Origin of the sequence: Streptomyces sp. NPDC057854 (assembly GCF_042797055.1) — a bacterium.
Lineage (GTDB): Bacteria > Actinomycetota > Actinomycetes > Streptomycetales > Streptomycetaceae > Streptomyces.
In genome coordinates, this window is the sequence record NZ_JBHVMF010000024.1 from 1 (window position 1) to 25116 (window position 25116).

Sequence of the window (25116 nt, forward strand, 5' to 3'; positions counted from 1 at the left end):
GCACCCCAGACCGTTCGTCTGGACGAAGACCGCCGACGAGATCCTCGACAAAGTCGCCGCCTACTGCCGACGAATCTCTGACTCAGATCACTAGGCGGTTCCAGGCGGTTCCCGGCGGTTCCAGGGGGTCTCCCGGCGGTACGGGAACGGGCGCGCCGGCCGGGTCCGCGGGGGCCCGGCCGGCGGCGTACCGGTGGCGGTCAGGGGCTCGGCGCCGCCTCCGCGTCGGCGGCCACCGGCACGGGCCGGCCGTCCGGCACCTTCCGCTCGACCGGCGGCGGGGGCGCCGGCTCGTCCGGGCGGCGCAGCACCCGGATCAGCGGTCCGGTGGCGGCCGTGGTGACCAGCGCCATGACGACGAGCAGCGCGTACAGCCGGGGGCCGATCACCCCGGCCTGGAGGCCGACGTTGAGCACGATGAGCTCGGTCAGGCCCCGGGTGTTGAGCAGGACGCCGATCAGCAGCGCGTCCCGCCAGGGCTGCCGGGTGCCGCGCCCCGCCAGCGCCCCCGCGCCCACCTTGCCGACCACCGCCGCGGCGCATATCACCGCGAGGAGCAGCAGGTCGGAGGCGTGCAGTCCGCCGAGGACGACGGCCGTCCCGGAGAGCGCGAAGAACATCGGGAGCAGCAGCCCGCCGATCTGCTGGAGCGGGCCGAGGATCCGGGCGTCCGGGGAGCCGTCGGGCAGCCGGGGCATCACGAGGCCGGCGAGCAGCGCGCCGAAGATGACGTGCAGGCCGAGCGCGTGGGTCGCCCAGGCGGAGGCGAGGGCGAGGGTGACGGCGAGCGGGACCCGGTGGGCCGCGGCGCCGCCGTGCCGGAACCACCGTGCCAGCAGGGGCCGTACGGCGCCGAGCATGACGAGGACGTAGCCGGCCAGCAGCGCGGCCCTGACCGCCCACTCCCGGGCCGAGCCGTGCGCGCCGCCGACCAGGACGACGGCGAGCACCGGCCAGCTGAGGGCGTCGATGACCCCGGCCGAGGCCATGGCGAGGGTGCCGGGCCGGGTGCGGGCGATGCCCTGGTCCTTGATGATGCTGGCGAGGACGGGCACGGCGGTGATGGAGAGCGCGACCGCCATGTAGAGGACGAAGGTGGCGTCGACCGGGCGACCGCCGTTGACCTCGGCGAAGGCGTCCGGGAGGGCCAGGACGATGCCGGCGCCGAGCAGCATGGGGAGGCCGAAGCCGGTCAGCGAGACGGCGGTGACGGCGGTCCGGTGGCGGAGCAGCCCGAGGTCGAGCTCGTAACCGACGGCGAACAGGAAGAAGACCAGGGCGACTTGGGCCAGCGAGGTGAGAACGGGCTCGATCTCGCCGGGGAACAGCCGCTCGTGGAGCCCGCCGGGCAGCAGCCCGAGCAGGCTGGGCCCGAGCGCGATGCCCGCGAACAGCTGTCCGATCACGGGGGGTTGGCCGCATCTCCGGGCCAGCGCGCCGGCGGCGTGCGAGGCCGCGATCACCACGGCGAGGGCCGCGACGACGTGCGCGACGACGGAGTCCGTGCTCACCGGCATACCCCTTCCGGGGCGTGCGCGGCCGTGCGCCGTCCCCCTACGCAGTGTAGCCGCGCGGGCGGCAAGTGCCCTATCGTGAAAGCCATTTGGCGTATGCCATCGCGGACGGGGGTCAGCAGTGACGACGGTGCTGTTCGTACACGGCACGGGGGTGCGCGAGCCCGGATACTCCGAGAGCCTGGAGCGGGTACGGGACGGACTGCGGGCGTCACGGCCCGAAGTCACCGTCACTCCCTGTTACTGGGGCGGGCGCGCGGGCTCCGCGCTGCGCTCCGGCGGCCTCTCCGTGCCGGGGTACGGGACCGGGCGCGACCTCACGGCCCCGGGCGCCGGCGGCGGCGCCGAGGACGAGGAGGTGGAGCTGTGGGGGCTGCTCTATCTCGATCCCCTGCTCGAACTGCGCCTGCTCGCCGCCGAGTCCGGCGGCCGGACGGAGCTGGCGCCGGGCGCGCTGCCGCCGGGCGAGGCGCTGTCCGCGGCGGCCCTGTCGCTGGGCGCGGACGCGCCGCTGCGGGACCTGCTCGACGCCGCCGGGATCGGCGCGGAGTTCACCGCCGCGACCGCCGCCGTCGTCACCTCGCCGGACGGCCGGGCCTTCCTCCGCTCCCCCGCCGCCGCCGACGCCCCGGACGTGCTGGCCCGGGCCTGCGCCGCCGAGGCCGTGCGCCGCCGGACCGAACGCGCCGGGACGGCCGCCGCCTTCGACGGAACCGCCCGCGACGCGGCCGTCGACCGGATCACCGCCCTGCTCGCCGACGTCCTCCCGCAGGCCGGCACGCACCGCGGGCCGGTGGCCCGGAAGGCCAAGCGGCTCGCCGGGCGGCTGGCGCTCAACCTGGCGTCCGCGCAGGCGGTGAAGCGGCGGTCCGCCCTCACCGACGCCGCCCACCCCGCCGCCGGGGACGTCCTGCTGTACCTGGCCCGCGGCGCCGCCGTCCGGGACGTCGTCGCGGAAGCGGTCCGGGCCGCCGCGCCGCCGGTGGTGCTCCTCGCCCACAGTCTCGGCGGGATCGCCTGCCTGGACCTGCTGGTGGAGCGGGAGCTGCCGGAGGTCGAACTGCTCGTCACCGTCGGCTCCCAGGCGCCGTTCCTGTACGAGCTGGGGGCGCTGCCGAGCCTGGAGCACGGCCGGCCGCTGCCCGCCCACGTACCGCGCTGGATCAACGTGTACGACCCCCGGGACCTGCTCGGCTACGTCGGCGCCGGCGTCTTCCCCGGGCGGGTCGAGGACGTCGCCGTGGACGGCCGGCAGCCGTTCCCGCTCGCGCACAGCGCCTACTGGGGCAATCCGGAGCTGTACCGGACGCTCGCGGCGGAGCTGCCGTGACCGGGGCCCGGCCGGAGCGGACGTACGCGGTCGTCGTCGGCGCCGAGCGGTACGCCGCCGGACCGTCCTGGGACCTGCCGGGGCCCGCCGCCGACGCCCGCCGGTTCACCGCCTGGCTGCGCGGGCGCGGGGTGCCGGCGGCGCACATCTCCCTGCTCACCGCGCCGCTGCCGGGCGCGGGCGGCCCCGAGGTGGACGTGCCGGAGGCGCCCGCCGGACGGGAGGCCGTGCAGGAGGTGCTGACCGGGCGGCTGCCGGCCCTGGAGGGCGACCTGCTGTGGGTGTTCTGGGGCGGGCACGGCGTCACCGACCCGCAGGGACACCGGCGGCTGTTCTACGCCGACGCCGGCCCCGACGACCGGCGCAACCTCGACCTGGACGCCTGGCTCACCGCCTTCTCCACCGACCTGGTGCCCGGCTTCCGGCGCCAGATCTGGCTCATCGACTCCTGCCAGACCTTCGTCGAGGACCTGATGCTCAGCCGGACCCTGCCGCGGGACGTCCCGCCGGGCGGCGACCGGCTCCCCGGCCGGGAGCAGTTCGTGCTGCTGGCCTCCGGGCGGGGGCAGCGGGCGGCCAACGACCCGGTGCGGCAGACGGGCGCCTTCTCCCGTGCCGTGCTGGCGGCGCTGGACGCGCCCGGCGACGGGGGCGCCTGGCCGCCGGACATGGCGGCGGTCGCCGGCACCGTGCTGCGGGAGTTCACCGGCGGCGGCCAGCGGCCGACCTCGCTGTGGCACCGGACCTGGGCGGGCGACGAGCACCGCTTCGACGCCTCCGCCGCCCCGGCAGCGCCCGCCGCCGTCCCCGCTCCCCGGCCGGTCCCGGAGGAGCCGGTGCCGGACGCGGCCCTCGCCGAACTCATCGCGCTGCTCGCCGACTGGCCCAGCATGACCGACCAGAACCAGCGCCAGCTCGTGCTCGGCATGCTCCCCGCCGACCTGGCCGGCTCCATCCCCCGCCTCGGGGCGCCCCGGCCGGACATCATCAGCATCGTCCGGACCTGCCGGCGCCACCCCGGCGGCCTCCAGGCCCTGGTCGACGCCCTCGCGCTGCTCGAACCGGGCTCGCGGGAGCAGCGCCTGCTCGCGGAGTGGGCGGAGCGCCGGCTGGGGCCCCGGACAGGGGGCGCACCCGCCTGATCACGCCCTTCCGGAACCCCCCGGGCTGCGTCATCATGAAAGGCCGACGGGGTTCAGCAGGGCAAGGGGGATGTCGATGCGGGAGCACACGGAAGCGGAGCGGGCGGCGCCGGCGTACCTGGGATCGGAACTGGTCGATCTCAGCGACGTCCCGCTCTCCGCCCTCAAGGCGCAGCCGCCGCGGCTGCACGCGGGGTCGCTGGAGCGGCTGCTGCGGCAGGTCGAGCGGCCCCGGGTGAACTTCGCCGGAGGGTCCGAGCCGCCCAAGCGGTTCGACTGACGGTCCGCCGGGAGGAGACCCGTGCAGACCGACGCAGGTCACGAGCCCGCCCGGGCCACGCACCATCTCATCCCGTCGGCGTACTTCGACGCCCTGGCCGCGGGCCGGGGCGGCCCGGACACCGTCCGCTTCCTGCGGCGGACCGAGTACAGCAGGCGGCTCCTGCTGCTGCGCGCGCTGCTCGACACGGCGGCGCGGACGCCCGGCGCGCTGGGCCCGCTGCCGTCCGTGGACAGCGCGTGGGAGACGCTGACAGCCGCGCAGGAGCAGGCCCCCGAGGAGTTCCGGGAGCTGCTGCTCCATCCGCAGGTGGGCAGCTGGCTGGGCCACGGGCTGCGCCGGCTGCGGCACACCGCGTGGGGCGACGGCCCGCTCTGGAGCGACCTCGGACAGGTGTACGCGCTCTGCGCCGTCGCCGCGCTGCGCGCCGGGCTGCCGCTGACGGCGACCGTGCCGCTGCGGGACGGCGCCGTGATGTTCCCGGGGCTCGGGCTCGCGGTGCTGCCGGGGCGCCCGGCCCTCGGCACGGCGGAGGTGGCGGTGGCGGCGGGCCGGCTGACGGTCGAGCCGCACCGGGAGGCCGTCGGCTCGCCCGCCGGGCCCCCGGGCGACGCGCCGGGCTGGCTGGCGCTGCGCGGGCTGCACGCGCGCGTGGCGGGGCGGCCGGTGGAGTGCCGCCTCGACGACGTCGACCCCTACCGCGACCTGGGCGACCCGCTGCCGCCGGCCCGGCTCGCCCCGGGAACGGCGGCCCGCTGGCAGGACGGCTTCGCGCGGGCCGTGGGGGTGCTGGAGGCGTGCGACCCGGAGGCGGCGGAGGCGCTGGCGGTGGGGTTACGGAGCCTGACGCCGGTGGACCCGTCGCCGACCGGCGTGGTGCTCAGCGCGTCGTCCGGCGACGCCTTCGGCGGGCTGCTGACCTCGCTGCCGCCGGACCCGGTGACCTTCGCGGTCACCCTCGTCCACGAGTTCCAGCACACGAAACTGGGCGCGCTGCTGCACCTGCTGACGCTGGAGCGGGACGGCGGCGAGGAGCGGCACCACGCCCCCTGGCGCGACGACCCCCGCCCGCTGAGCGGCCTGCTCCAGGGGGCGTACGCCTTCCTCGGCATCACCGACTTCTGGTCCCGGCACCTGGACCGTACCCCCGCGGCCGAACGGGCCCCGGCCGAGTTCGAGTTCGCGCTCGCCCGCCGGCAGACCCGGGAGGCCGTCCGGACCCTCGCCGCCGACCCCGCGCTCACCGCCCACGGGCACCGCTTCGTGGCCGGCATGAGCGCCCGCCTCGACGCGTGGGAGACGGACGGCCGGGTCCGGCCCGGGGTCGACGCGTGGGCCGCGCTCGCCGCCGACGACCACCGCACCGAGTGGCGGATCCGCCACCTCGCCCCGGCGCCCGCCGACGTCCGCGCCCTGGCCGAGTCCTTCCTCGCGGCCGCCGCTCCCCCGGACCTTCCGCCGCCCGCCCTCGCCCCCGACCTGCGCACCCGCTGGCCCCACACCCGCGTCCGCCTGATCCGCCACCTCCTCACCCCGTCGGCCGTCCCCCGCCCCACGGCCCCCGCCGCCGACCACGCCCTGCTCGCCGGCGACCCCACCGCCGCCCCGGCGTACGCCCGCCTCCTGACGGAGGACCCGGACGCCCCGGAGACCTGGACGGGCCTGGCCCTGGCCGTCACCGCGACCGCCCGCTCCCCCCTCCCCCGCCCCGAACTCCTCCGCCCCCTCCACCGCGAACTCCGCACCCTGGGCCACCGCGTGGACCCCGTCCGCCTGACCCGCTGGCTGCTCGCGTCCCCGGGCCCACCACCTGACCGTTAGTCACCGGACAGGTGTCCGAGGGGGCTTGTAGGGTTGTCTGACATCCGTTGCCGCAGCACGGATGCAAAGGGGGAAAGCCATGACGTTCGAAGAGGAATGGAACCAGCTCAAGGCCGACGCGCTGCGCAGGCGCGAGACGGGCACGACCCTCGCCTCGGCCGACGGACGCGGCGGCGGGGGCGGCGTCCAGCACGGCGACGTGGGCCTCCGCGACGACCCCGTCCGCGCGAAGGCGTCGGGATTGCGGACCGCGAACAGCGAAGCCCGGGGAAAGACGAAGCTGGACGACGCCGCCGCCGTCGGCGGGACCCACGCCGGGTGGGAGGCGGGCGGCGCCAGCAACAGCTGCGTGACCGCCTGGCAGCGGCGCCTGCGCTCGCTCGGCGACCTCGTCGACGACGCCGCCGACGCCCTGACCAAGGGCATGGACACCCAGATCAGCGAGGACGGATCCGTCGCCGCCCGGCTCCGGGCCGCGGCCGACTGGCTGGAGGACGCCTGATGGTCTCCGTACCCGAACTCACCACCGCCAGGCCCCAGCAGTGGCGCGACGCGGCGGACGACGCCGTCGCCGCCGCCAAGCAGTGCGACGCCCTGGCCTCGTACGCCCGCGACGAGGTCGCCGCCACGCTCCGCCAGTGCTGGGTGGGCGACGCGGGGCGAGCCGCCCGCGAGAAGTTCGTCAAGCACGCCGGCGACTACGAGGCCGCGGCGGTCGGCCTGCGCGCCCTGGCCCGGACGTACGACGACCTCGCCGACGACATCGCCGCCGCGCAGCGCGACCTGTCGAGCGCCCTGGACTACGCGCACCGCCAGGGCTTCCAGGTCGACGACAGCGGCCGGGTCAACGTCTCGAAGGCGAGCGCGGGGGACGCGGCCGCCGACAAGGAGACCGAGCGGTCCCACGCCCAGGGCATCATCACCGACGCGCTGACCCGCGCGAGCCGGGCCGACACCGCCGCCGCCCGCTCCCTGCGGACCGTCGAGGGCATGACGTCCCTCGGCGACGCGAAGCTCGCCCAGGCGGCGCTCCTGCCGAACAGCCCGCTCGGCATCGCCCTGCGCCTCTCCGGCGGCCTGGACGGACTCCACCCCATCAACGTCCCGCCGAACGTCCTCACCGCCGTCAACCTCGCCTCCGCCGAGACCGGCATCAGCCGCAAACTGCTGCTGGCCATCCTCTGGCAGGAGCAGCAGTGGTACCAGAACCACAACCCCAGCCTGCGCGGCCCGCTGACGGAGTTCGGCCGCTTCTTCGACTGGAGCCTGACTCTCACCGCGAAACCGGACAAGTCGCTGGGCATCACGCACATGAAGACGGACACGGCCAGGACGGTCGTGGAGAAGTACCGGGACAAGTTCCAGCTGGAGGACGGCCGCTATCTGGCCGACCTCAGCGACACGGAGCTCGCGGCCCTGATCGAGCACCAGCCCGAGCTGGACGTCCGGCTCAGCGCCTACCACCTCGCCGCCCTGAGAGACGACGAATACGGCGCCAAGACCGACAAGCAGCTCTTCACCCTGTACGCCGCCGACACCCCGGACGTCCGGGAGAAGAACGAGCAGTACGGGGACGAGTCGGAGCACCGCGGCGGCGACATCAAGGCCCGGGGCAAGAACTGGGACGCGATCGAGCCGCACCTGGACGACGCGATGGCCTGGGAGGCCCTGACGGACGAGGAGCGGCTGGAGGCCCTGCGGCAGCTGGAGTCGCAGACGCCCGCCGGCCATGGCGTCTCCCTCGAAACGCTCTATCGTGCGGGCCAGACCACGGGGACGGGAACGGGTGAGCCCGAGCCCGGCACGCCGTCGCCCAGCCCCAACCCCCCTCCGACCCCTCCCGGAAACGACTGACCATGAAGAAGACGCTGCGCGCCCTCGTCCCGGCGCTGCTGCTGCTCGCCGTCACCGGCTGCGGCGACCGGTTCAAGCCGGGTGGGCCGGATCCGCTGGTCCCCATGCCCGCCCACGTACCGAAGGATCCCGTCTACGCCTCGGCGGACGAGGTCGTGGCGGCCCTTGAGGAGGCCGGACTCCCGTGCACGGTGATCCGGCAGTCCGGTCGCAGCAGCGCGGCCTGCACCACCGAGATCGGCGGGACGCGCGTCGAGAACCAGATCCAGGTGCTGAACACCACCGACTTCAGCCGGGACGAGGTCGGCGACTCCATCGACTCGTGGCGCGGCGGCGGCAACACGATCGTGGCGGCGGGCAACTGGTTCGTCCGCGTCGTGCCGAACCAGGAGGCCCGCTACTCGCGGCGGATCGCCGAGGCCCTCGACGCCGTCGTCCTCCCACCCCCCTACCCGCTCCCCGACATCCCGGAGCAGCCCGCCTACGCCACGGTCGGCGCCCTCGCCGACGCGCTGGAGAAGGCCGGGCTCTGCGTGGGACGCAAGGAGATCGACGAGGACACAGCGCAGTGCGGGACGAGCCTCCCGAAGGAGAACCCGGCCTGCCCGCGCACCTCGCTCCTCACGCGGTACGACAGCGCGCGGGATCGCGACGACGACCTCCGGCTGCACATCCGCGACGGCCGGGCGCCGGCCGAGATCGTGACGGCGGCCCGCTGGGCGGCCGTCTACTGCGACCCCGCCGAAGCCCGCCGCGCCGCCGACGCCCTGGGCGCCGCCCTGATCCACCACAAGCGCGCCCCCGAACTGCCCGAGTGAGCACCTCGCGGGGGCGCGCGTGGTGGCCGAGCGATGGCGTCGTCGGCGCACCGCGGGACGGCCCGTCACAGGGCGACGGTCTTCACCGCCCGCCGGTCTCCGGCTCGGGCCGGGGCAGCTCGTCCAGGTCGAGGGTGAAGGTGCGCCCGTCAGCGAGGTCGATGGGGAGCTTTCCGGTGCCGTACTGGTGCGTGTGCGCCGCGATGTAGCCGGCTCCGGTGGGCCGGCTGTGGACGACGACCTCCGCGGCGTACGGGTCCACCACCAGGTAGACGGGGATGCCGTAGCGGCCGTACTTGGCGGTGCAGTCGTCGTAGTCCTTGCGCGCGGAGGAGACGGATACCACCTCCGCGATCAGCAGGACGTCCTCGAAGCTGTAGCGCTTGCCCTGCTTCTCCGCGTCCTCGCGCAGGATCGCGAGATCGGGGGCGGAGTTCTCGTCGGCCGGGAAGTCGATGTACACGTCGGAGGTCACCTTGGCGTGCCGGCCCAGAGCGAGGGTGTCGATCTGCAGTGAGCGGATCGTGCTGGAGTGCTCAAGGCTCTGGGGGGTCATGATCACCTTCCCGTCGACACCGAAGAAGACCGCGTATCCCTCGGGGAACGCGGTGTGCATGATCGCCTCGACGCTCACAGCGGCTCCTTCCCGTCGTCTCCCAGAATACGGTCGGCACGCTCCGCAGCCGCCACCCTCGGGCGTCCTGCGTCGGTACCGACACGCTTGAGGTGACCGGGGGCGCACGGCCTCGACCTGCGCATCGCCACTGCGGTTTCGGGCGCCAGGGTCTCGATGGGGTCGCCGGCCTCGGTCGAACAGACCGAGCAGGGTGGAGAAGAGAGCGCAGACGTTCCGCGCGATGTGCGGCGTGTCACATCCAGGAGCCGCGGGGTTCCCGTGGGAACATCGATGCGGCTTTACACCTCGTGCTCCGCCGCCCTCGCAGGGCACGGTGCGGACGCCTGTTCCGCCGCGCCGCCGAGAGGTGGCCGCTGCGCGCGGAAACCCTCCTCCCGGAGGGCTTCCGCAGGTAAGAACGTTTTTCTTCTGTGGGGCGGGTGGGACTCGAACCCACGGCCGACGGATTATGAGTCCGCTGCTCTAACCGGCTGAGCTACCGCCCCCGACCGACGCGCGTACAAGTGTGCGCGCCGTCCTGCCGCAGCATAGCCGCTCATACGATCTCCTGCTTCGGGTGATCGGCAGGAGCGGGTCTGCTCACCGGGGAAGACAGCGGAGCGGAGCGGATGGTTCCCGGGAAAGCGAAAGAGGACCCCTCAGGGTCCTCTTTCGATCTGCTCCCCCGACTGGACTCGAACCAGTAACCCTCCGGTTAACAGCCGAATGCTCTGCCAATTGAGCTACAGGGGATCGCGCTCCCCCGACTGGACTCGAACCAGTAACCTGCCGGTTAACAGCCGGCTGCTCTGCCAATTGAGCTACAGGGGATTGCTGCGGTGCACCGAACGGTCCTGCCCCGGTTCTCCCGGGCGGCGGGCGCTCGCTGCGAGACATACATTAGCGCAAGCAGGGGGGTGCTCCGCCAATCGGTATCCCGAGGGCATCCCCAGGACCTTCCAGGGAAGGATCGCAGTGTGCGGTACAAGCTGACGTTCGCGGTGGGACTCGCGCTCGGTTACGTGATCGGCACGCGCGCGGGGCGGGAACGGTACGAACGGATGAAGAAGGCCGCCAAGGACTTCGCGCAGAACCCGGCGGTGCGCAACGCCGCCGAGTCCGCCGCGCAGACCGGCCGGCAGTACGCCGGGAAGGCGGCGCACGTGGTCGGCGACAAGGTGGGCGACCGCCTGCCGCCGTCCGTCGCCGACCGGGTGTCCGCCCTGCGCGGGCGCGCGCACGCCAACGGGCAGGTCGGCGAGGACGACGACTGGGGCACCACCAACACCTGACCCGCTCCGGCCGCGCGTGCGGCAGAATCGGGTGTCATGGGGATAGTCGCCGGACTCGACAGTTCTTCGGACGCCACGCGCATCGTCGTCTGTGACACCGACACGGGCGCCGTACTGCGGCAGGGGCATGCCCCGCACCCGGTGGACGCCAAGGCCACCGACGTCGACCCGCAGGCGTGGCTCCTCTCGCTCGGGGAGGCCGCGACCGGCGGGCTCCTCGAAGGCGTGGAGGCCATCGGCGTCTGCGCGCAGGCGCACGGCGTCGTGCCGCTCGACGACCGCGGCGGCCTGGTGCGGCCCGCGATGGTCGGCAACGACAAGCGGGCCCAGGTCGCCGCGGCCGACCTCGTGGACGCGCTCGGCGGGCGCGACGCCTGGGCCGAGGCCGTCGGCACCGTCCCGCAGGCGGGGCTGCCGGTCGCGAAGCTGCGCTGGCTGGCCCGTACCGAACCCGAGAACGCGCGGCGGACCGCCGCCGTCCTCCAGCCGCACGACTGGCTGGTCTGGCAGCTCCTCGGCCGCCCCGCCCGCCGCACCACCGACCGCGGCGCCGCCTCCGGCACCGGCTACTGGTCCGCCCGCACCGGCGCCTACCGCCCCGACCTCGTCGAGCTGGCCCTCGGGCAGGGCGCCGCGCTGCCCGAGGTGCTCGGGCCCGCCGAGCCCGCCGGCACCACGCCCGAGGGGCTGCTGATCTCCGCCGGCACCGGCGAGACCATGGCCGCCGCCTTCGGGCTCGGCCTCGGCGCCGGCGACGCCGTCGTGTCGCTCGGCGCCTCCGGCTCCGTCATGGCCGTCCACCACGAGGCCGTGGACCGGCCGGGCGCCGCCGTCACCTCGTACGCCGACGCCACCGGCATGCACCTGCCGGTCGTCTCCGTCTCCAACGCGGTCCGGACCCTGCGCGGCACCGCCGAGATGCTGGGCCTGGAGTCACTCGACGAGCTGTCCGCGCTCGCCCTGAAGTCCACCCCCGGCTCCTCCGGCCTGGTGCTGCTCCCCTATCTGGAGGGCGAGCGGACCCCGCACCTGCCGCACGCCGCCGGCACCCTCACCGGGCTGCGGCGCGAGGCCATGAAGCCCGAGCACCTGGCGCGGGCCGCGTTCGAGGGCATGCTGTGCGGGCTCGGCGACGCGCTCGACGTGGTGCGCGGCCGGGGCGTCGAGGTCCGGCGGATCTTCCTGCTCGGCGCGGCGGCGGCGCTGCCCGCCGTCCAGGCCCTGGCGCCCGCGCTGTTCGGCGCGCAGGTCGTCGTCCCCCAGCCGGCCGACTACGCGGCACTGGGCGCGGCCCGGCAGGCCGCCTGGGCGCTGGGCGTCGCGCGCGGCACCCTCGCGCCGTCCGCTCCCCCGGCCTGGCAGGGCGCGGCGGCGCAGATCCTGGAGCCGGGCGAGGAGCTGGCGGTGGGCCAGTCGGTGCGCCGGCAGTTCGCGGCGGCGCGGGAGCAGATCCACCCGGGGGCCTTCGACGCATGACGTGCCTGACGTACGCATGACGTGCCTGGCGTACGCCTGAGGTGCCTGACGTACGCCTGACTTACGCCTGACACGCGGAAAACGCGTCGTAACGGTCGGGGCCGCGGCGCGATAGTGGGAACCGTGCTCATAAGACTTCTCCGAACCCACCTGCGGCCCTACCGAAAACCCCTCGCCCTGCTCGTCCTGCTCCAGTTCCTGGCGACCTGCGCGAGCCTCTACCTGCCGACCCTGAACGCCGACATCATCGACCACGGTGTCGTCCAGGGGGACACCGGCTACATCCTGCGGTTCGGCGCGCTGATGATCGGCGTGTCCGTGGTGCAGGTGCTGTGCAACGTCGGGGCCGTGTACTTCGGCGCGCGGACCGCGTCCGCGGTCGGCCGGGACCTGCGCGGCGCCGTGTACGACCGGGTGCAGTCGTTCTCGGCGCGCGAGCTCGGCCAGTTCGGCGCGCCGTCGCTGATCACCCGGACGACCAACGACGTCCAGCAGGTCCAGATGCTGGTGCTGATGGCGTTCACCCTGATGGTCTCCGCGCCCATCATGTGCGTCGGCGGCATCGTGATGGCGCTCGGCCAGGACGTGCCGCTCTCCGGCGTGCTGCTGGCGGTGGTGCCGGTGCTCGGCGTCTCCGTCTCGCTGATCGTGAAGCGGATGCGACCGCTCTTCCGGACCATGCAGGAGCGCCTGGACACGGTGAACCGGGTGCTGCGCGAGCAGATCACCGGCAACCGGGTGATCCGCGCGTTCGTGAAGGACGGGTACGAGGAGGAGCGTTTCCGCGGCGCCAACCGCGAGCTGACCGACGTGTCGATGGCGACGGGCCGGCTGATGGCGCTGATGTTCCCGACCGTGATGACGGTGGTGAACGTGTCCAGCGTGGCCGTGGTCTGGTTCGGCGCGCACCGCATCGACAGCGGCGGGATGGAGATCGGCGCGCTGACCGCCTTCCTCGCCTATCTGATGCAGATCGTGATGGCGGTCATGATGGCCACCTTCATGTTCATGATGGTGCCGCGCGCCGAGGTGTGCGCCGAGCGGATCGAGGAGGTCCTGGCGACGGAGTCGAGCGTCGTCCCGCCGGCGGAGCCGGTGACGGAGCTCGGCCGGCGCGGGCACCTGGAGGTCAGGAGCGCGGACTTCCGGTACCCGGGCGCGGAGGAGTCGGTGCTGCGAGACGTGGAGCTGGTGGCCCGGCCCGGCGAGACCACCGCGATCATCGGCTCGACCGGCTCCGGCAAGTCGACGCTGCTGGGCCTGGTGCCGCGGCTGTTCGACGTGACGGGCGGCGAGGTGCTGGTCGACGGGGTGGACGTGCGGCGGCTGGACCCGGCGCTGATGGCGCGGACGGTCGGGCTCGTGCCGCAGAAGCCGTACCTGTTCTCCGGGACGGTGGCGTCGAACCTGCGGTACGGGAACCCGGACGCGACCGACGAGGAGCTGTGGCACGCCCTGGAGGTGGCCCAGGCCGCCGACTTCGTACGGAAGCTGGAGCGCGGCCTGGAGGCGCCGGTGGCGCAGGGCGGCACCAACGTGTCCGGCGGGCAGCGGCAGCGGCTCGCGATCGCGCGGACGCTCGTGCAGCGGCCGGAGATCTACCTCTTCGACGACTCGTTCTCCGCGCTCGACTACGAGACGGACGCCCGGCTGCGGGCGGCGCTCGCGGCGGAGACGGCGGACGCGACCGTGGTGATCGTCGCCCAGCGGGTGTCGACCATCCGGGACGCCGACCGGATCGTGGTCCTCGACGAGGGCCGGGTCGTCGGCAGCGGGCGGCACCACGAGCTGATGGCGGGGAACGAGACGTACCGGGAGATCGTGCTCTCCCAGCTGACCGAGGCGGAGGCTGCCTGATGGCCGGTCCTGGCGGACGCATGATGGCCGGGGGCGCCCCGGGTGAGCGGTCGATGGACTTCAAGGGGTCCTCGAAGCGGCTGCTGCGGCAGCTGGCGCCGGAGAAGGGCGCGCTGTGGGTGATGCTGCTCGCCGGCGTGCTGTCGGTGGCGGGCGCGGTGGTCGGCCCGAAGATCCTCGGCAGGGCGACCGACCTGGTCTTCGCGGGCGTGGTCGGGCGGCAGCTGCCGGAGGGCGTGACGAAGGCGCAGGCCCTGGAGCGGCTGCGGGCGGACGGCGACGGCGGGATGGCGGACATGCTGTCCGGGGTCGCCTTCACGCCCGGGCGGGGCATCGACTTCGGCGCGGTCGGCGAGGTGCTGCTGCTCGCGCTGGCGGTGTACGTGGTGGCGGGCCTGCTGATGCTGGTGTCCACCCGGATGTCGATCAAGGTGATCAACCGGACCGTGTACCGGATGCGGGAGGACGTCCAGACGAAGCTGGCGCGGCTGCCGCTGTCGTACTTCGACCGGGCGAAGCGCGGCGAGGTGCTGTCGCGGGCGACCAACGACATCGACAACATCTCGCAGACGCTCCAGCAGTCGATGGGCCAGCTCATCAACTCGCTGCTGACGATCGTCGGCGTGCTGGCGATGATGTTCTGGATCTCGCCGCTGCTCGCGCTCGTCGCCCTGGTGACGGTGCCGGTGTCGGTGGTGGTGGCGGCGCGGATCGGCAAGCGCTCGCAGCCGCACTTCGTGCAGCAGTGGAAGTCGACGGGCGCGCTCAACGCGCACGTCGAGGAGATGTACACCGGGCACACGCTGGTGAAGGTCTTCGGCCGGCAGGACGAGGCGGCGGAGGGCTTCCGGGAGCAGAACGAGGCGCTGTACGAGGCCGGTTTCCGGGCGCAGTTCAACAGCGGCATGATGCAGCCGGTGATGTTCTTCGTCTCGAACATCAACTACGTGCTGGTGGCGGTGGTCGGCGGGCTGCGGGTGGCGAGCGGCACGCTGTCCATCGGCGACGTGCAGGCCTTCATCCAGTACTCGCGCCAGTTCTCGATGCCGCTGACGCAGGTGGCGTCGATGGCGAACCTGGTCCAGTCGGGCGTCGCCTCGGCGGAGCGGATCTTCGAACTGCTCGACGCGGAGGAGCAGGAGCCGGACGCGCCGGTCTCCGAGAAGCCGCGCGACGTGAAGGGCCGGGTGGAGCTGGACCACGTCTCGTTCCGCTACGAGCCCGACAAGCCGCTCATCGAGGACCTGTCGCTCAGCGTGGAGCCGGGCCAGACGGTCGCGATCGTCGGCCCGACGGGCGCCGGCAAGACGACGCTGGTCAACCTGCTCATGCGGTTCTACGAGGTGACCGGCGGCCGGATCACGCTGGACGGCACGGACATCGCGGCGATGTCCCGGGAGGAGCTGCGGGCCGGGATCGGCATGGTCCTCCAGGACACGTGGCTGTTCGGCGGGACGATCGCCGACAACATCGCGTACGGCGCCACCCGCGAGGTGACCCGGGCGGAGGTCGAGGAGGCCGCGCGGGCGGCCCACGCCGACCGGTTCGTCCGCACCCTGCCGGACGGGTACGACACGGTGGTGGACGACGACGGGGCGGCGGTCAGCGCGGGCGAGAAGCAGCTGATCACCATCGCCCGGGCGTTCCTGTCGGACCCGGTGCTGCTGGTCCTCGACGAGGCGACGAGCTCGGTCGACACCCGGACCGAGGTGCTCATCCAGAAGGCGATGGCCCGGCTGGCCCAGGGCCGTACCTCCTTCGTCATCGCGCACCGGCTCTCCACGATCCGCGACGCGGACGTGATCCTGGTGATGGAGAACGGCTCGATCGTGGAGCAGGGCACGCACCAGGAGCTGCTGGCGGCGGGCGGGGCGTACGCCCGGCTGTACGCGGCGCAGTTCGCGGAGGCGGCCGTGGAGGTCGACTGACCGGGTGTCCGGCCGCAGGTCGGAGGGCCCGTGCCGGAGGCGGCGCGGGCCCTTCGCGCGTCCTCAGTCCAGGTAGCCGCGCAGCTGGTCCGCGTACGTGTGGTCGCGGAGTCTGGAGAGGGTCTTGGACTCGATCTGGCGGATGCGTTCGCGGGTGACGCCGAAGAGCTGCCCTATCTCCTCCAGCGTGCGGGGGCGGCCGTCGTCGAGGCCGTAGCGGAGCTGGACGACCTTGCGCTCGCGCTCGCCGAGGGTGGACAGGACGTCCTCCAGGTGGCGGCGGAGCAGCAGGAAGGCGGCGGACTCGACGGGCGAGGCGGCGTCGCCGTCCTCGATGAGGTCGCCGAGGTCGACGTCCTCCTCCTCGCCGACGGGGGTGTGCAGGGAGACGGGTTCCTGGGCGAGCCGGAGGACCTCGCGGACCCGCTCCGGGGTGAGGTCGAGCTGGGCGGCGACCTCCTCCGGGGTGGGTTCGGTGCCGCGTTCCTGGAGGAGGTGGCGCTGCACGCGGATGACCCGGTTGATGAGCTCCACGACGTGGACGGGGACGCGGATGGTCCGGGCCTGGTCGGCGAGGGCCCGGGACATCGCCTGGCGGATCCACCAGGTGGCGTAGGTGGAGAACTTGTAGCCGCGGGCGTAGTCGAACTTCTCGACGGCCCGGATGAGGCCGAGGTTGCCCTCCTGGACGAGGTCGAGCATGGTCAGGCCGCGGCCGACGTACCGCTTGGCGACGGAGACGACGAGCCGCAGGTTGGCCTCGATGAGCTTGCGCTTGGCGATCCGGCCGAGGACGACGAGCCGGTCGAGGTCGTACGCGAGCTGCGAGTCCAGGTCCGGGGTGCGGGCCAGTTTCTCCTCGGCGAAGAGGCCGGCCTCGACGCGGCGGGCCAGTTCGACCTCCTCCTCGGCGGTGAGGAGGGGGATGCGGCCGATCTCGCGGAGGTACTGGCGGAAGAGGTCGGCGGACGGCCCGTGGCCGCCGGGGTCGGCGGTGCGGCGCCGCTGGACCGGGACCTCGGGGAGCGGGGGGAGCGCCGGGAGTTCGTCCGGGTCGGTGGTCTGGATCTCGGTCTGCACGGCGGGCGACCTCCAGGAAGGGCGGAACGGCTCCGTCACCCCGCCCAGTGTGGGGTACGACACATCGCCGCCACGAGGGGCGTGCGGTGACTTTTTGAGTCCGGTCCGTGACCGAACGTGCCTCAGAGGGCGGCGGCGCCGTGGTTGCGGAGGGACTGGCCGTACTGGGTGAGGACCCACAGCTCGTTCTGCACGGCGGCGAGCCGTTCGGGGTCGCCGTGGGCGCCGAGCCGGGCGAGGGTGCCCTGGACGTCGCGGATGCGCCGGTCGACGGCCCGGAGCCGGACCTGGACCAGCTGGGCGCCGGCGTACACCTCGTCGACGGTCTTGGCGAAGACGGTCTCGACGGCGAGTTCGGTGACGAGGGCGCGGACGGTGTCGTCGGGCGCGGCCTCGCGGACGGCGTCGAGGTAGTCGGCGGGGGCGCCGTCGGCGCCGCCGGCGTCCTGGATGCACTGGCGGACGGCGGCGTAGGGCGGGGCGGTGAACTCGTCGATGCCGTAGGCGTCGAAGGCCGGGGAGACGAGCGCCGGGTACTGGAGGGCGAGCTTGAGCAGTTCGCGCTCGGTGCGGTGGGCGGGGCTGCGCAGGTTGAGCGCGGGACCGGCGGGGCCGCTGGGGGCCTGGACCTCGCCGTACGAGCGCTGCTGCCGCCGTGCGTCGCCGCGCGGGGGGCCGCCCTGGTCCTTTCCGCCGCCGCGCTGCCAGCGGGCGATCTGGGCGACCCGGCGGACGACGAACTGGGTGTCGAGGATGCCGACGAGGCCGGCGAGCTGGACGGCGACCTCGTGCTGGGAGGCCACGTTCTTGATCTTGGCGACGATCGGGGCGGCCTCGTCGAGGGCGGCGGCCCGCCCCGCCGGGGTGTCCAGGTCGTAGCGGTTCACGATCTGGCGGAGGGCGAACTCGAAGAGGGGGGTGCGGGGCTCGACGAGGTCGGCGACGGCGTCGTCGCCCTTGGCGAGGCGCAGCTCGCAGGGGTCCATGCCGTCGGGGGCGATCGCGATGTACGTCTCGGCGGCGAACTTCTGGTCGTCCTCGAAGGCGCGCAGGGCGGCCTTCTGGCCGGCGGCGTCGCCGTCGAAGGTGAAGATCACGCGGGCCGAGCCGTTGTCCATGAGGAGCCGGCGGAGGATCTTGATGTGCTCGCCGCCGAACGCGGTGCCGCAGGTGGCGATGGCGGTGGTGACGCCGGCCAGGTGGCAGGCCATGACGTCGGTGTAGCCCTCGACGACGACGGCCCGGCTGGTCTTGGCGATCTCCTTCTTGGCGAGGTCGATGCCGTAGAGGACCTGGGACTTCTTGTAGACCGGGGTCTCGGGGGTGTTGAGGTACTTGGGGCCGTTGTCGTCCTCGCGCAGGCGGCGGGCGCCGAAGCCGACGATCTCGCCGCCGACGTCCCGGATGGGCCACATGAGACGGCCGCGGAAGCGGTCGATGGGGCCGCGGCGGCCTTCCTGGGAGAGGCCGGAGACGATCAGCTCGCGGTCGGAGAAGCCCTTGCCGCGCAGGAAGCGGGTGAGGTGGTCCCAGCCGGCCGGGGAGTAGCCGACGCCGAAGTGCTCGGCGGCGGCCTGGTCGAAGCCGCGCTCGGCGAGGAACCGGCGGCCGATCTCGGCCTCGGGGGAGGCGAGTTGGCCGGCGTAATACTCGGCGGCGATCTTGTGGGCCTCGATCAGGCGGATGCGCTCGCCGCGCTGGTGGCCGGGGTTGTAGCCGCCCTCCTCGTAGCGGAGGGTGATGCCGGCCTTCGCGGCGAGGCGCTCGACGGTCTCCGAGAAGGAGAGGTGGTCGATCTTCATCACGAAGGCGATGGTGTCGCCGCCCTCCTGGCAGCCGAAGCAGTGGAAGAGTCCCTTGCTGGGGCTGACCTGGAAGGAGGGCGACTTCTCGTCGTGGAAGGGGCAGAGTCCCTTGAGGTTCCCGCCGCCGGCGTTGCGGAGCTGGAGGTACTCGGACACCACGGAGTCGATCGGGACCGCGTCCCGGACCGCCTTCACGTCGTCATCGTTGATCCTGCCTGCCACGCGTAGAGTCTACGGCTCGCCCGTACGTGTCAGAGCAGGCTGTCCAGGGGCACGGACGCGTCGCAGAGGGTGTCGGTGTCGACCTGGGCGCGGGAGCGGATGAGCCGCTGGATCGGCTCTGTGACGTCCCACACGTTCACGTTCATCCCGGCGATCACCCGGCCGTCCTTGAGCCAGAAGGCGATGAACTCGCGCTTGCCGGTGTCGCCGCGGACCACGACCTGGTCGTACGAGCCCGGGGGCGCCCAGCCGGAGTACTCCATGCCGAGGTCGTACTGGTCGGTGAAGAAGTACGGGATCCGGTCGTAGGAGACGTCCTGGCCGAGCATGGCGCGGGCGGCGGCGGGGCCGCCGTTCAGGGCGTTGGCCCAGTGCTCGACGCGGATGCGGTGGTGGAGGAAGGGGTGGTCGAAGGCGGCGACGTCGCCGGCGGCGTAGATGTCGGGGTCGGAGGTGCGCAGCGAGGCGTCGACGGCGATGCCGCCGCCGTCGGCGCGGTCGACGAGGGCGAGGCCGGAGTTCTCGGCGAGGGCGGCGCGGGGGGCGGCGCCGACGGCGACGAGGACGGCGTGGGCGGGGTGCTCCTCGCCGTCGTCGGTGCGGACGGCGAGGACCATGCCGTCCTGGCCGGTGATCTCGGTGATGCGGGCGCCGAAGTGGAAGCGGACGCCGTGCCCGGTGTGGAGGTCGGCGAAGAGCTGGCCGAGCTCGGGGCCGAGGACGCGGTGGAGCGGGGTCGGCTCGTACTCGACGACGGTGACCTCGGCGCCGTAGGTGCGGGCGGCGGCGGCGACCTCCAGGCCGATCCAGCCGGCGCCGGCGATCACCAGGTGCCCGTTGTCCCGGCCGAGGGCCTTGAGCTCGTCGCGGAGCCGCTCGGCGTGGGAGAGGCGGCGCAGGTGGTGGACGCCGGCGAGGCCGGTGCCGGGGACGTCCAGGCGGCGCGGCTCGGAGCCGGTGGCGAGGAGCAGCTTGTCGTAGCGGAGGGCGGTGCCGTCGCCGAGGCGGACGGTGCGGTCGTCCCGGTCGATCGCGGTGACGGTCTGGCCGAGGTGGAGCTCGACGTCGTGGGCGGCGTACCAGCCGGGCTCGTGGACGAGGGCGGCGTCCCGGTCCTTCTTGCCGAGGAGGAGGCCCTTGGAGAGCGGGGGTCGTTCGTAGGGGTGGTCGCGTTCGTCGCCGATGAGGATCACCCGGCCGTTGAAGCCCTCCGCGCGGAGCGTCTCCGCCGCCTTGGCGCCGGCCAGGCCCCCGCCGACGATGACAAAGGTCTGATCTGCGTCGACCACGTTGATTCCTCCTCGTTGCGACCGGTTCTCTACGCTACGCCCCCGAGCCGGGGCCGGGCGGCAGCGCCCCTGGACGTGCATGCGAGGGTCCCGCACGGCGCCGGAAGGCGGAAGGGGGCGCACGGCGCCTAGGCGCGCGGGGTCCGGAGGCGGTGGTGGAGGGCGCGGGCGGAGGCGTCGGTGAGGTTGGCGATCTGGTCGACGATCACCCGCATGCGGGAACGGTCGTCGGGCGCGGCGGCGAACAGGGCGCGGAACTGCGGTTCGAGTCCGTCGGGGGCGCGGGCGACGAGCGCCTCGGCGAGTTCGGCGACGACGATCCGCTGGTCGGCGCGGAGCGCCTCCTGTTCGGCGCGCTGCATGACGTACCGGTCGGCGACGGCCTTGAGGACGGCGCACTCGTTGCGGGCGGAGCGGGGGACGACGAGTTCGGCGCCGTAGCGGGTGAGGCGGCCGGAGCCGTACGCCTGCCGGGTGGCGCCCTCGGCGGCGAGGCAGAAGCGGCCGATGAGCTGGCTGGTGGCGTCCTTGAGGCGGGCCTGGGCGGCGGCGGAGCCGTCGTAGCCGTGCGGCCACCAGCTCTGCTCCATGAGCCGGTCGAGGGCTTCGGCGAGTTCGGCGGGGTCGGTGTCCTCGGGGACGTAGCGGCCGATGGCGACGGCGAAGACGTCGGCGCGCTCGGGTTCGGCGTAGAGGAGGTTGGGGTCGATGTGGCCGGCGTGCAGGCCGTCCTCGAAGTCGTGGACGGAGTAGGCGACGTCGTCGGACCAGTCCATGACCTCGGCCTCGAAGCACTTGCGCTGCTCGGGGGCGCCGCGCCGGATCCACTCGAAGACGGGCTGGTCGTCCTCGTACACCCCGAACTTGGACGAGCCGGGGTCGGTGGGGTGGTCGCCGCGCGGCCAGGGGTACTTGGTGGCGGCGTCGAGGGCGGCGCGGGTGAGGTTGAGGCCGACGGGGACGGGTTCGCCGTCGGGGCCGGGGACGAAGCGCTTGGGTTCGATGCGGGTGAGGAGGCGGAGGGACTGGGCGTTGCCCTCGAAGCCGCCGCAGTCCTTGGCGACGTCGTTGAGCGCCTGTTCGCCGTTGTGCCCGAAGGGCGGGTGGCCCATGTCGTGGGAGAGGCAGGCGGCTTCGACGAGGTCGGGGTCGCAGCCGAGGGCGGCGCCGAGCTCGCGGCCGACCTGGGCGCATTCGAGGGAGTGGGTGAGCCGGGTGCGGGGGCTGGCGTCCCAGGAGTGGCCGCGGGTGCCGGGGGTGACGACCTGGGTCTTCCCGGCGAGCCTGCGCAGGGCGGCGGAGTGCAGCACGCGGGCGCGGTCGCGCTGGAAGGCGGTGCGGCCGGGGCGCTTGTCGGGCTCGGCGGCCCAGCGCTCGGTGGCGGTCGGGTCGTACCCGGGGGTCTCGCTGGTGCCGTCGTAGCCTGCCATGTCTCGACGGTAACCGGAGGGACCGACAAAAGGGTTCAGATGGACGCGGGTTCCCGCGCGGGGGTGGCGGTGCGGCCGGTGCGGGCCCGGGCGGCACCGTCGTAGCGGTGCAGAACGAGGCGGGCGAGGGCGGGGTGGGCGCCGAGCGGGTCGGCGGCGATCCAGGGGGCGTGGGCGGCGGCGCGGGCGGCGAAGAGGCCGGGGGCGGTGAAGCAGGAGGCGACGGCGATCCGGTGCCGGCCGCGGGCGGTGAGGGCGGCGACGGCCTCGGGGACGGTGGGGGCGGCGGCGGAGGCGTACGCGGCGAGGACGGGGGTGCCGTCGAGGCGGTCGGCGAGGGCGGCGGCGATCCGGCGGAGGGTGGCGGCGGAGCGGGGGTCGCGGGAGCCGGCGGAGGCGAGGACGACGCCGGTGGTGCGCGCGGCGGAGTCGGCGGGGGTCCAGCCGGCCTCGGCGAGCCGGTCGGCGAGGGCCTCGGCGAGCAGCGGGTGGGGGCCGAGGGGGGCGGCGGCGCGGGCGCGGAGGCCGGGGACGGCGGCGAGGGCGGCGGGCAGGTCGTGGGTGACGTGGTAGCCGGGGGCGAGGAGGAGCGGGACGAGGACGGCCTCGCGGCCCTCGGCGGCGAGCGCGGCGAGCGTCGTGTCGAGAAGCGGGGCGTTCAGCTCGATGTGGGCGAGGCGGACGTCGAGGCCGGGGCGGAGCTCGCGGACCCGGTCGAGGAGCCGGGCGAGGGCGGCACGCGCGCGGGGGTCGCGGCTGCCGTGGCCGACGGCGACGAGAACGGGGGCGGGGACGGGCGAGGGGACGGGGGCGCTGGGGGTCTGCACGGTCGGGGTACCTCCTGCTCGGTCTTCTCCGCCGGGCGGGCGTACGGACGCACCCGGCGGAGCTGGAGTCCGAGCTGGTCCACGATCCGGCCCAGCAGGCCGGCGGCGTCCGCGAACGTGCTGTCCGGCTCCGTCATGGACCGATCCTGGCGGCGGCACGTTGCCTCGCCGTTGCGCGCCGGTCACGGCTCGTTTCCGGGCCCGGCGCGCGGGTGTTTCGCCGGGCTCACGCGCGCGGGCGGACGGGTGTCAGCACGCGCGCGCGTGGGCGCCGGGCGTCAGGCGGCGAGCCAGATCCGGAGCGGGCCGAGGTCGGCGAAGCCGGCGGCGCGGGCGGCGGTCAGGTCGTCGCCGGACTCGTAGCCGACGACGGGGAGGGCGGGGTCGGCGGCGGCGAGGGCGGCGGCCCAGACGGCGGCGGGCTCGGTGCCGTCGGCGGCGAAGAGGTTGGAGACGCCGGTGGCGCCGGCGCCGGTGGAGAGGACGGCTCCGCCGAGGATCCGCCCGCCGGGTCCGGGGACGGCGACGACGGTGACGGCCGGGTCGCCGAGGAGGGCCGGGCGGAAGAGGTCCGCGGCGCCGGCGTCGCCGCCGCTCCAGGCGAGCGCCCAGGCGGCGAGCGCGTCGGGGGTGTCGATCCGGATCCAGTCGGCCGCTCCCCCGGGGGTGGCGGCGGGGACGCCCGCGGGGCGGCCGATCCAGGTGGCGTCGAAGAGCGGCCGGAAGCCCTCGGGGGCGAGGTCGAGGCGGGCGTACGAGTCCTTGACGGAGGCGCCGGCGGTGCGGTCGACGCCCGCGAGGACGTCGGCGGCGGTCGCGTCGGCCGTGAGGGAGACGCCGTCGGGGTAGTAGAGCGGGGTGCGGCGGGGGCTGGTCCAGGCCCGGGGGCCGAAGGCACCGGTGAGGCCGTGGGCCCGGCTCATCGCGTGGCACCAGGCGGCGTTGTTCCGCACGGCGGCGGTCAGCATCTCTTCGTCGGTCACCGCCGGATCGTACGGAAGCCGCACCCCTCTCCTCCCCTCTTTTTTCGTTCCGAATCACGGAATATCTTTTCCATTATGAGAATGTCCCCCGCGTCGCTCCCCCGGCGCGCCGCCGCCGAGTTCACCGGCACCGCCGCCCTCGTCGCCGTGATCGTCGGCTCCGGCCTCCGCGCCGACTCCCTCAGCCAGGACATCGGCGTCCGGCTGCTCGCCAACGCCACCGCCTCCGCCCTCGGCCTCGGGCTGCTCATCGCACTCCTCGGGCCGCTGTCCGGCGCCCACTTCAACCCGGTCGTCACCCTCTCCGAGTGGTGGGGCCGCCGCCGCGAGCAGGGCGGCCACGAGGTCCTCGCCTACGTCGCCGCCCAGGTGGCCGGTGCCGTCGCCGGGGCGCTGCTCGCCGAGGCGATGTTCGGCCGCCCGCCCGGCTCCTGGTCCACCGAGCCGCGCGCCGCCCTCCACCTGCTGCTCGGCGAGGCGGTCGCCACCGCCGGGCTCGTCCTCGTCGTCCAGGGCCTGCGGCACATCGGCCGCCCCCAGCTGGCCCCCGTCGCGGTCGCCGGCTACATCGGCGCGGCGATCTGGTTCACCTCCTCCGGTTCCTTCGCCAACCCGGCGGCCACCGTCGGCCGGTCGCTGACCGACTCGTTCACCGGCATCGCCCCCGCCTCGGTGCCCGCCTACGCCGCCGCCCAGCTCCTCGGGATGCTGCTCGGCATGGGCCTCGCCGGTGTGCTCTACGGCACGTCCCGGGCCGCCGCCGAACCGGAGCCCGCCGCAGCGCGTCGAACGGGGTGACCGCCCTCTCCCCGACCCACCCGGAGGCCCCGCCGATGCAGGTCCGGTTCCCCCGCACCGTCCGGGGCCGCCGCCGCGCCGTCCAGGCCGTGATGGCCGCCGCCGTCCTCGCGCTGCTCCCCGCGACCTGGATGCACACGGCCGCCGCCGGCCGGCTCCGCACGACCGCCGACGTGCCCGCCCGGGACGTCGCCGTCGTCTTCGGCGCCGGCCTCTGGAACGGGCGCCCGACCCCGTACCTCGCGCACCGGCTCGACACCGCCGCCGAGCTGTACCGCACCGGCAAGGTGAAGGTCCTCCTCGTCACCGGCGACAACAGCCGCACCGAGTACGACGAGCCCGGCGCCATGCGCGCCTACCTCGCCGCCCGGGGCGTCCCGGACGGCAAGGTCGTCAGCGACCACGCCGGCTTCGACACCTGGGACAGCTGCGTGCGCGCCCGGGAGATCTTCGGCGTCGACCGGGCCGTCCTCGTCACCCAGGACTTCCACATCAAGCGGGCCGTCGCCCTGTGCGCGCGGGCCGGGGTGGACGCGTACGGCGTCGGGGTCGCCGAACCCCGGGACGCCACCTGGTACTACGGCACCGTCCGGGAGCTCGCCGCCGCCGGCAAGGCCGCCCTCGACGCGGCCGTCCGTCCCGACCCGCGCTTCCTCGGCCCGCGCGAGACCGGCGTCGCCGAGGCCCTGGCGGGCGGCGTCCGCACCGCCGTCGCCTCACCCGCCGCCGTCCGCTGACCTGAGCGGAGAGCACC

Annotated in this window: 21 protein-coding genes and 3 tRNA genes; 13 read left to right on the top strand and 11 right to left on the bottom strand. The window is 74.3% G+C overall.

Annotated features, from left to right (window positions below):
• Positions 1-200 precede the first annotated feature (200 nt).
• Complete coding sequence (locus ACFVQZ_RS28845) at positions 201-1511, bottom strand: cation:proton antiporter (RefSeq protein WP_321193452.1); 1311 nt, start codon at positions 1509-1511, stop codon at positions 201-203.
• Positions 1512-1635: 124 nt separating this feature from the next.
• On the opposite strand from ACFVQZ_RS28845, the gene ACFVQZ_RS28850 reads away from it, so the two are divergent.
• From ACFVQZ_RS28850 to ACFVQZ_RS28880, 7 genes are all read left to right on the top strand, one after another.
• Entirely contained in the window at positions 1636-2844 is a 1209-nt protein-coding gene (locus ACFVQZ_RS28850) for a hypothetical protein (RefSeq protein ID WP_030498013.1), read from the top strand.
• Complete coding sequence (locus ACFVQZ_RS28855) at positions 2841-3986, top strand: caspase family protein (RefSeq protein ID WP_036416483.1); 1146 nt, start codon at positions 2841-2843, stop codon at positions 3984-3986. The genes ACFVQZ_RS28850 and ACFVQZ_RS28855 overlap by 4 nt, the downstream gene beginning before the upstream one ends.
• 76 nt (positions 3987-4062) lie before the next feature.
• Positions 4063-4266, top strand: a complete 204-nt coding sequence (locus ACFVQZ_RS28860) for a hypothetical protein (RefSeq protein WP_321193454.1) — start codon at positions 4063-4065, stop codon at positions 4264-4266.
• Positions 4267-4287: 21 nt separating this feature from the next.
• A complete protein-coding gene (locus tag ACFVQZ_RS28865) occupies positions 4288-6087 on the top strand; it encodes an HEXXH motif domain-containing protein (protein ID WP_383627528.1) in 1800 nt (599 codons plus the stop codon).
• A gap of 79 nt (positions 6088-6166) precedes the next feature.
• Entirely contained in the window at positions 6167-6589 is a 423-nt protein-coding gene (locus ACFVQZ_RS28870; protein ID WP_030498017.1) for a hypothetical protein, read from the top strand.
• A complete protein-coding gene (locus ACFVQZ_RS28875) occupies positions 6589-7941 on the top strand; it encodes a hypothetical protein (RefSeq protein ID WP_383627531.1) in 1353 nt (450 codons plus the stop codon). Before ACFVQZ_RS28870 ends, ACFVQZ_RS28875 begins: the two co-directional genes overlap by 1 nt.
• A gap of 2 nt (positions 7942-7943) precedes the next feature.
• On the top strand, positions 7944-8759 hold the full coding sequence (locus tag ACFVQZ_RS28880) for a hypothetical protein (RefSeq protein WP_383627534.1): 816 nt from the start codon (positions 7944-7946) through the stop codon (positions 8757-8759).
• Between the two features lie 82 nt (positions 8760-8841).
• On the opposite strand, the gene ACFVQZ_RS28885 is transcribed toward ACFVQZ_RS28880, so the two are convergent.
• The 4 genes from ACFVQZ_RS28885 to ACFVQZ_RS28900 form a co-directional block, all read right to left on the bottom strand.
• Complete coding sequence (locus ACFVQZ_RS28885; RefSeq protein ID WP_383627537.1) at positions 8842-9393, bottom strand: Uma2 family endonuclease; 552 nt, start codon at positions 9391-9393, stop codon at positions 8842-8844.
• Positions 9394-9807: 414 nt separating this feature from the next.
• A tRNA-Ile gene (locus ACFVQZ_RS28890) sits at positions 9808-9881 on the bottom strand.
• 174 nt (positions 9882-10055) lie between these two features.
• A tRNA-Asn gene (locus ACFVQZ_RS28895) sits at positions 10056-10128 on the bottom strand.
• 5 nt (positions 10129-10133) lie between these two features.
• Positions 10134-10206 (bottom strand) — tRNA-Asn (locus tag ACFVQZ_RS28900).
• 146 nt (positions 10207-10352) lie between these two features.
• Here ACFVQZ_RS28900 and ACFVQZ_RS28905 point away from each other — a divergent pair.
• The 4 genes from ACFVQZ_RS28905 to ACFVQZ_RS28920 all read left to right on the top strand — a co-directional run bounded on the left by ACFVQZ_RS28905 (position 10353) and on the right by ACFVQZ_RS28920 (position 15928).
• Positions 10353-10667 carry a YtxH domain-containing protein gene (locus ACFVQZ_RS28905; protein WP_383627540.1) on the top strand — a complete coding sequence of 105 codons (315 nt, stop codon included), beginning with the start codon at positions 10353-10355 and terminating at the stop codon, positions 10665-10667.
• Positions 10668-10703: 36 nt separating this feature from the next.
• On the top strand, positions 10704-12143 hold the full coding sequence (locus ACFVQZ_RS28910) for an FGGY family carbohydrate kinase (RefSeq protein ID WP_030498022.1): 1440 nt from the start codon (positions 10704-10706) through the stop codon (positions 12141-12143).
• Positions 12144-12266: 123 nt separating this feature from the next.
• Entirely contained in the window at positions 12267-14000 is a 1734-nt protein-coding gene (locus tag ACFVQZ_RS28915; protein WP_383627543.1) for an ABC transporter ATP-binding protein, read from the top strand.
• Positions 14000-15928 carry an ABC transporter ATP-binding protein gene (locus ACFVQZ_RS28920; protein ID WP_383627546.1) on the top strand — a complete coding sequence of 643 codons (1929 nt, stop codon included), beginning with the start codon at positions 14000-14002 and terminating at the stop codon, positions 15926-15928. Before ACFVQZ_RS28915 ends, ACFVQZ_RS28920 begins: the two co-directional genes overlap by 1 nt.
• Positions 15929-15991: 63 nt before the next feature.
• On the opposite strand, the gene ACFVQZ_RS28925 is transcribed toward ACFVQZ_RS28920, so the two are convergent.
• The 6 genes from ACFVQZ_RS28925 to ACFVQZ_RS28950 all read right to left on the bottom strand — a co-directional run bounded on the left by ACFVQZ_RS28925 (position 15992) and on the right by ACFVQZ_RS28950 (position 23564).
• Complete coding sequence (locus ACFVQZ_RS28925; protein ID WP_383627549.1) at positions 15992-17008, bottom strand: RNA polymerase sigma factor; 1017 nt, start codon at positions 17006-17008, stop codon at positions 15992-15994.
• A 122-nt stretch (positions 17009-17130) separates the two neighbouring features.
• Positions 17131-19035, bottom strand: coding sequence for a DNA primase (gene dnaG / locus ACFVQZ_RS28930; protein WP_030498026.1), 1905 nt, complete (start codon positions 19033-19035; stop codon positions 17131-17133).
• A gap of 29 nt (positions 19036-19064) precedes the next feature.
• Complete coding sequence (locus tag ACFVQZ_RS28935) at positions 19065-20324, bottom strand: NAD(P)/FAD-dependent oxidoreductase (protein ID WP_383627552.1); 1260 nt, start codon at positions 20322-20324, stop codon at positions 19065-19067.
• 128 nt (positions 20325-20452) lie between these two features.
• A complete protein-coding gene (locus ACFVQZ_RS28940) occupies positions 20453-21754 on the bottom strand; it encodes a deoxyguanosinetriphosphate triphosphohydrolase (RefSeq protein ID WP_383627555.1) in 1302 nt (433 codons plus the stop codon).
• A 35-nt stretch (positions 21755-21789) separates the two neighbouring features.
• Complete coding sequence (locus tag ACFVQZ_RS28945; RefSeq protein ID WP_051788435.1) at positions 21790-22581, bottom strand: sirohydrochlorin chelatase; 792 nt, start codon at positions 22579-22581, stop codon at positions 21790-21792.
• Positions 22582-22859: 278 nt separating this feature from the next.
• Complete coding sequence (locus ACFVQZ_RS28950; protein ID WP_321193456.1) at positions 22860-23564, bottom strand: hypothetical protein; 705 nt, start codon at positions 23562-23564, stop codon at positions 22860-22862.
• A gap of 75 nt (positions 23565-23639) precedes the next feature.
• Between ACFVQZ_RS28950 and ACFVQZ_RS28955 the strand changes: the two genes are divergently transcribed.
• Positions 23640-24362, top strand: a complete 723-nt coding sequence (locus ACFVQZ_RS28955) for an aquaporin (protein WP_030498031.1) — start codon at positions 23640-23642, stop codon at positions 24360-24362.
• Between the two features lie 35 nt (positions 24363-24397).
• Positions 24398-25099 carry a vancomycin high temperature exclusion protein gene (locus ACFVQZ_RS28960; protein WP_383627560.1) on the top strand — a complete coding sequence of 234 codons (702 nt, stop codon included), beginning with the start codon at positions 24398-24400 and terminating at the stop codon, positions 25097-25099.
• Positions 25100-25116: the final 17 nt, after the last annotated feature.